This window comes from Piscinibacter sp. (assembly GCF_050175855.1).
Classification (GTDB): domain Bacteria; phylum Pseudomonadota; class Gammaproteobacteria; order Burkholderiales; family Burkholderiaceae_C; genus Piscinibacter.
The window spans coordinates 1-6,220 of the sequence record NZ_JBFXIO010000313.1 but is presented as its reverse complement, the minus strand read 5'-3'; the positions used below and the strand labels follow the sequence as shown (position 1 = coordinate 6,220).

Annotated in this window: 7 protein-coding genes; 2 read left to right on the top strand and 5 right to left on the bottom strand. The window is 69.2% G+C overall.

From position 1 onward, the window contains the following. From AB7U92_RS19890 to AB7U92_RS19875, 4 genes are all read right to left on the bottom strand, one after another. The coding region (locus AB7U92_RS19890; protein WP_428580998.1) for a serine/threonine protein kinase at positions 1 to 710 on the bottom strand (710 nt) is incomplete at its 3' end. After that, positions 700 to 1,443, bottom strand: coding sequence for a metallophosphoesterase family protein (locus AB7U92_RS19885; protein ID WP_428580995.1), 744 nt, complete (start codon positions 1,441 to 1,443; stop codon positions 700 to 702). The genes AB7U92_RS19885 and AB7U92_RS19890, both read right to left, overlap by 11 nt. A gap of 10 nt (positions 1,444 to 1,453) precedes the next feature. Further along, on the bottom strand, positions 1,454 to 2,386 hold the full coding sequence (gene argF / locus AB7U92_RS19880) for an ornithine carbamoyltransferase (RefSeq protein WP_428580992.1): 933 nt from the start codon (positions 2,384 to 2,386) through the stop codon (positions 1,454 to 1,456). A 5-nt stretch (positions 2,387 to 2,391) separates the two neighbouring features. Beyond that, entirely contained in the window at positions 2,392 to 3,606 is a 1,215-nt protein-coding gene (locus tag AB7U92_RS19875; protein WP_428580989.1) for an aspartate aminotransferase family protein, read from the bottom strand. 201 nt (positions 3,607 to 3,807) lie between these two features. Between AB7U92_RS19875 and AB7U92_RS19870 the strand changes: the two genes are divergently transcribed. Further along, a complete protein-coding gene (locus tag AB7U92_RS19870) occupies positions 3,808 to 4,149 on the top strand; it encodes a DUF3579 domain-containing protein (RefSeq protein WP_428581000.1) in 342 nt (113 codons plus the stop codon). A 48-nt stretch (positions 4,150 to 4,197) separates the two neighbouring features. On the opposite strand, the gene rpsT is transcribed toward AB7U92_RS19870, so the two are convergent. Further along, a complete protein-coding gene (rpsT, locus tag AB7U92_RS19865; RefSeq protein ID WP_428580986.1) occupies positions 4,198 to 4,491 on the bottom strand; it encodes a 30S ribosomal protein S20 in 294 nt (97 codons plus the stop codon). Positions 4,492 to 4,569: 78 nt separating this feature from the next. On the opposite strand from rpsT, the gene murJ reads away from it, so the two are divergent. After that, a complete protein-coding gene (murJ, locus tag AB7U92_RS19860; RefSeq protein WP_428580983.1) occupies positions 4,570 to 6,126 on the top strand; it encodes a murein biosynthesis integral membrane protein MurJ in 1,557 nt (518 codons plus the stop codon). Positions 6,127 to 6,220 lie beyond the last annotated feature (94 nt).

Here is a 6,220-nt window from a genome sequence, read left to right as displayed (position 1 = left end):
TTCGGGTTGCCGAAGGGCCGCTCGCCGGTGGCCAGGTGGTACATCAGCACGCCGAGGGCAAACAGGTCGCTGCGCGCGTCATTTCGCACGAACTGCACCTGCTCGGGCGACATGTAGGGCCCGGTGCCCATCGGCAGCTCGAACTCCTCGTCGAGCAGGTCGGGCAGGCGGTCGTGGCGCGACAGGCCGAAGTCCACCAGCACCGCCTCGCCCTGCGTGCCGTCCGAGTTGCGGCGGAACATGATGTTGCTCGGCTTCACGTCGAGGTGGATGACGTGCTGGCGATGCAGGTCATGCAGCGCGGTGGCCACCTTGATGCCGACCTGCACCACCTCGTCCAGCGGCAGCGGCGCCGCGTCGAAGCGCGCGCGCAGCGAAGCGCCGGGGATGTGCTCCATCACGATGTAGGGCTGGCGCGTGAAATCGCCCTTGGCGACGTACCGCGGCACGTGCGGCCCCGACAGCGTCGGCATGATCATCTGCTCGACCTCGAAGCCGACGATGGTGGCCGGGTCGTCGCCGCCCTTGATGCGCGGCACCTTCATGATCAGCGGCGGCCCGTCGGGCTCGTCGACGCGGGTCACTCGCCACAGGTGCGCCATGCCGCCCTGGTGCAGGTGCTCCTCGAGCCGGAAGCCGTCGATCAGCTGGCCGGCCTGGAGCCGGCGGCCGGCGCCGGACACCTCTGGCGGGGCCTCTTCACTCTCCATGTTCGAGGCGCCGTGCCAGCCGCTGCGGCAGGCCGGCGGCGCGGATCTTCGCGCCGGCGGCCTCGGTGTCGTAGGGGACGCGGAAGTAGGTCAGGGTGCTGCTGGCGGTGTCGAAGGTGGCGTAGCAGGCCGCCGGGTTGCCGTCGCGCGGCTGGCCGGCCGAGCCGGGAATGACCAGCCAGCGGCGTTGCTCCGACAGCGGGATCGGCATGCCGTCACTGGGCACGAAGTCGCCGATCTTGCCGGTGCCGGTGAGGTGGAACAGCTTGGGGTCGTGCACGTGGCCGCAGAAGGTGAAGCGCGCGTTCGTGGCCTGCAGGCTGCGCACCGCCTCCATGCGGCCGAGCACGTAGGCCCAGTCCGCCGGCGCGAAGGCATTGGCGTGCACGAACAGTCGGTCGGCATCGTTCACCTGCATGGGCAGCGCCGCGAGGAAGGCGAGCTGCTCGGCGTCGAGCCGCTCGCGCGTCCACTCGACCACCTGGCGCGCTTCGGGGATCATGGTCGGCAGTGGTCCCTGCACCACCGCGGCGTCGTGGTTGCCCATCACGGCGATCGCGCCGCGCGCGGCCTGCGCGCGCACCAGATCGACCACCCAGCCGGGGTCGGCGCCGTAGCCGACGAAGTCGCCAAGGAAGGCGTAGCGATCGATGCCCTGCGTGGCCGCATGGGCCATCACCGCACTCACCGACTCGCGGTTGGCGTGCAGGTCGGTGATCAGCGCCAGCTTCATGGGCCGTGCGTCAGCCGATGCGGCCGAGCAGCAGGTACTCCATCAGCGCCTTCTGCACGTGCATGCGGTTCTCCGCCTCGTCCCACACCACCGACTGCGGCCCGTCGATCACCTCGGCATCGACCTCCTCGCCGCGGTGCGCCGGCAGGCAGTGCATGAACAGCGCGTCGGTCTGAGCCACCGACATCATCTGCGCATCGACGCACCAGTCGGCGAAGGCCTTCATGCGCACCTCGTTCTCGGCCTCGTAGCCCATGCTGGTCCAGACGTCGGTGGTGACCAGGTGCGCACCCTCGCAGGCGGCGATCGGGCTCTTGAAGGTCTTCAGGCAGTCCGGGTTCGACACCCCGGCCACCTTCGGGTCGATCTCGTAGCCGCCGGGCGTGCTGACGTGCAGCGTGAAGCCGAGGATGTCGGCCGCCTGCAGCCAGGTGTTGGCCATGTTGTTGCCATCGCCGACCCACGCGACCGTCTTGCCCTGGATCGAGCCGCGGTGCTCGATGAAGGTGAAGATGTCGGCCAGGATCTGGCACGGGTGGTACTCGTTGGTCAGCCCGTTGATCACCGGCACCCGAGAGTGCGCCGCGAAGCGCTCCAGCTTGGTCTGCTCGTAGGTGCGGATCATCACGATGTCGACCATGCGGCTGATCACCCGCGCGCTGTCCTCGATCGGCTCGGCGCGGCCGAGCTGGCTGTCGCCGGTGGTCAGGTGCACCACCGAGCCGCCCATCTGGTACATGCCGGCCTCGAAGCTCACCCGCGTGCGCGTGCTGGCCTTCTCGAAGATCATCGCCAGCGTGCGGTCGACCAGCGGCTGGTACTTCTCGTAGTTCTTGAAGCGCTTCTTGATGATCGCGGTGCGCTCGAAGAGGTAGGCGTATTCCTCGGCGCGGAAGTCCTTGAACTGCAGGTAGTGCTTCATCAGGCTCATGCCGGGCTTCATGGGCTTCACTTCACCGGCTCGGCGAGGAACGCCTTGATCAGCGGGCAGAGGATGGCGACGATCTGCGCCGCCTCGTCTTCCGACAGGATCAGCGGCGGCACCAGACGCACCACCTTGTCGGCGGTGACGCTGATCATCAGCCCCGCCTGCGCCGCGCGGCCGAGCAGCTCGCCACAGGGGCGGGCCAGCTCGATGCCCAGCATCAGGCCCTGGCCGCGGATCTCGACCACGCCCTCGACGCCGGCGAGCTCGCGCCGCAGCCCTTCCTTGAGCGCCGCGCCGACACGCTCGGCATGGGCCAGCAGGCCTTCCTCCTCCATGATGCGCAGCGTCTCGACGCCCGCGCGCATCGCCAGCGGGTTGCCGCCGAAGGTGGTGCCGTGGTTGCCCGGGCCGAGCACGTTGGCCGCGCGCGGGCCGCAGACCACCGCGCCCACCGGCACGCCGGAGCCCAGGCCCTTGGCCAGCGGCATCACGTCGGGCCGGATGCCAGCCCACTGGTGGGCAAACCACTTGCCGGTGCGGCCGATTCCGCACTGCACCTCGTCGAGCATCAGCAGCCAGCCCTTGTCGTCGCACAGCTTTCGCACGGCGCGCAGGTAGTCGGCGGTGGCCGGGTTGATGCCGCCTTCGCCCTGGATCACCTCGAGGAAGACGGCAACGATGTTCGGATTGGAGGCCGCGAGCTTCTCGATCGCCGCCACGTCGTTCAGCGGCACGCGCGGGAAGCCCTCGACCAGCGGGCCGAAGCCGGCCTGCACCTTGGGGTTGCCGGTGGCCGACAGCGTGGCGATCGAACGGCCGTGGAAGGCCTTCTCGTAGACGACGATCTCCGGGCGGGCGATGCCCTTGTCGTGGCCGAACTTGCGCGCGATCTTGATCGCCGCCTCGTTGGCCTCCAGCCCGGTGCTGCAGAAGAACACGTTGGTCAGGCCGGAGAGCTCGCACAGCTTCGCCGCGAGCTGCTCCTGCAGCGGCACGTGGTAGTAGTTCGAGCTGTGGATCAGCTTGGCCACCTGGTCCTGCAGCGCCGGCACCAGCTTGGGGTGGGCGTGCCCCAGGGTGTTCACCGCGATGCCGCCCAGCCCGTCGAGGTACTTGCGGCCCTCGGTGTCCCAGACCCAGCAGCCGCGGCCGTGCGACAGCGCGATCGGCAGCCGGCCGTAGGTCTTCATCACGTGCGGATCCGGGCTGGCAGGCACTTTTTCCGGGGCATTCATCGCGTTCTCCAGGCCAAAGGCGAGGGCGGATTCTAAGGGTCGCCCCGGAGGCGCCGATAACGGCCCATGGGCGCGTTCGACTCCGGCATCCAACTTGCTGCGGCGCAGCAAGAGCACGGCACAATCGCGGCTGCCGACCGGCGGCTGCTGTGGACCGAGCCGCCCTGGTGGCTGCTCGCCCGGCACGACCCCGCTTCTCTCATGACCGCCCCCAAACCCCGCGAGATCTTCATCCAGGGCATCACGCTCGAGGGCAAGACCTTCCGCCCGAGCGACTGGGCCGAGCGCCTGGCTGGCGCGATGGCGTGCTTCCGGCCCGATGGCGTTCGCCAGGGTGGCATCAGCGCCTACATCGGCTACTCGCCCTACTGCGTGCCGCGGGTGATCAACGGCGTGAAGTGCGTGATCGTCAGCGAGGCGCTGCGCGAGATCGAGCCCATGGCCTGGGACTTCGTGATGAACTTCGCGCGCGACAACCACCTGCAGACCAGCGAAGCCTGCCTGCTGCCCGAGCTGGACAGCAAGAAGCCCGGCCCGAAATGACAAAGGGCCTGCTTGCGCAGGCCCTTCGGTTCCACCCCAGGATGTGTCTCAGGCGGCGAGCGCCTTGATCTTGGCCGACAGGCGGCTCTTGTGGCGGGCGGCCTTGTTCTTGTGGAACAGGCCCTTGTCGGCCACGGAATCGATCACGCTCTGGGCGGCCTTGAAGATCTCGGCGGCCTTGGACTTGTCGCCGGCGACGACGGCCTTCTGGACGTTCTTGATGACGGTGCGGAACTTCGAGCGCAGCGCGGTGTTGGCGGCGTTGAGCTTGACGTCCTGGCGGGCGCGCTTGCGGCCCGACGCGATGCGAACGGTCTTCTTGGCTTTGGAGGAGGTGGCCATGCTGTAGCTGCTATCCTGGGTGGAGCAAAGACCGCGAATATAGCACATCCGCGCGCTCCCTATAATGCCCCGCACCTCATGAACCTGCTGCGGGCCGCTTCCACCGTTTCGCTCTTCACGCTGGCCTCGCGCATCACCGGGCTGGCCCGCGAGGCGATCGTCGCCGCCGCCTTCGGGGCCAGCGGCTTCATGGACGCCTTCCAGGTGGCGTTCCGCATCCCGAACCTGCTGCGCCGGCTGTTCGCCGAGGGCGCCTTCTCGCAGGCTTTCGTGCCCATCCTTGCCGAAACCCGCGCCCGCGAGGGCGACGAGGTCACCCACCGGCTGATCGACGCCGTCGCCACGGTGCTGTTCTGGGCATTGCTGGCCACCTGCGCGCTGGGCGTGGTGGCCGCGCCGGTGGTCGTCTGGCTGATCGCCTCGGGCCTGGAGCGCTTCGACGACGCGGTGCTGATGACGCGGGTGATGTTCCCGTACATCGGCTTCATGTCGATGGTGGCGCTGTCGGCCGGCATCCTCAACACCTGGAAGCGCTTCGCCGTGCCGGCGGCGACGCCGGTGCTGCTCAACCTGGCGGTGATCGCGGCGGCCTGGATGCTGACGCCGCTGCTGCGCCGCCACGGCATCGAGCCGATCTACGCGCTGGCCATCGGCGTGATGGCTGGCGGCGTGCTGCAACTGGCCGTCCAGGTGCCGGCACTGCTGCGCATCGGCGCCTTGCCGCGCATCGGTCTCGCGCCCTCGGCGCTGCGCGCGGCCTTCCACCACCCCGGCGTCCTGCGCGTGCTCAAGCAGATGGCGCCGGCCTTGCTCGGTGTCTCGGTGGCCCAGCTGTCGCTGCTGATCAACACGCAGATCGCCTCGCACCAGGGCGTCGGCGCGGTGTCCTGGCTGACCTACGCCGACCGGCTGATGGAGTTCCCGACCGCCTTGCTCGGCGTGGCCCTCGGCGTGGTGCTGCTGCCGCAGCTTTCGGCCGCGCAGGCCACTGGCGAATCGGCGCGCTACTCGGGCCTGCTCGACTGGGGGCTGCGGCTGGTCACACTGCTGGCGCTGCCCTGCGCGGTGGCGCTGCTGGTGTTTCCGCAGGCGCTGGTGTCGGTGCTCTACCACTACGGCGCGATCACCCCGCGCGATGTCGAGCGCACCTCGCTGGCGCTGATGGGCTACGGCGTCGGTCTGATGGGCCTGATCGGCGTGAAGATCCTCGCACCGGGCTTCTATGCGCGCCAGGACATCCGCACGCCGGTGCGCATCGCCATCGTCGTGCTGGTGCTGACGCAGCTCATGAACCTCGTCTTCGTGCCGCTGCTCGGCCATGCCGGGCTGGCGCTGTCAATCGGCCTGGGCGCGCTGCTCAATGCCGGCTGGCTGTTCGTCGGCCTGCGCCGCGCCGGGCTGTACACGCCGGAGCCGGGCTGGGCGATGTTCGCGCTGCGCGTGGTGCTGGCCACGGTTCTGATGGGCGCGCTGCTGTGGTGGTTCTCGCGCTCGGTCGACTGGATCGGCCTGCGCTCGCAGCCCTGGCTGCGTGTCGGGCTGCTGGCGGGGTGCATCGGCGCGGCCGTCGCGCTGTATTTCGCCACGCTGCTGGCCACCGGGCTCAAGCTTCGACAATTCATCCGCCGCGGCTAAACTGGCTGCATGGCCGGTCCGCTGCACTTCGAGCCGCCCAGCGTGCTGGAGTACTTCGCCACGCTGGTGGCCGACGATGCCAGCCTGCCGATGC

Excerpts from the sequence above, each read along its gene's own strand:
- AB7U92_RS19885 (WP_428580995.1), bottom strand. The coding sequence starts at position 1,443 with ATGAAGCTGGCGCTGATCACCGACCTGCACGCCAACCGCGAGTCGGTG.
- argF (WP_428580992.1), bottom strand. The coding sequence starts at position 2,386 with ATGAAGCCCGGCATGAGCCTGATGAAGCACTACCTGCAGTTCAAGGAC.
- AB7U92_RS19875 (WP_428580989.1), bottom strand. The coding sequence starts at position 3,606 with ATGAATGCCCCGGAAAAAGTGCCTGCCAGCCCGGATCCGCACGTGATG.
- AB7U92_RS19870 (WP_428581000.1), top strand. The coding sequence starts at position 3,808 with ATGACCGCCCCCAAACCCCGCGAGATCTTCATCCAGGGCATCACGCTC.
- rpsT (WP_428580986.1), bottom strand. The coding sequence starts at position 4,491 with ATGGCCACCTCCTCCAAAGCCAAGAAGACCGTTCGCATCGCGTCGGGC.
- murJ (WP_428580983.1), top strand. The coding sequence starts at position 4,570 with ATGAACCTGCTGCGGGCCGCTTCCACCGTTTCGCTCTTCACGCTGGCC.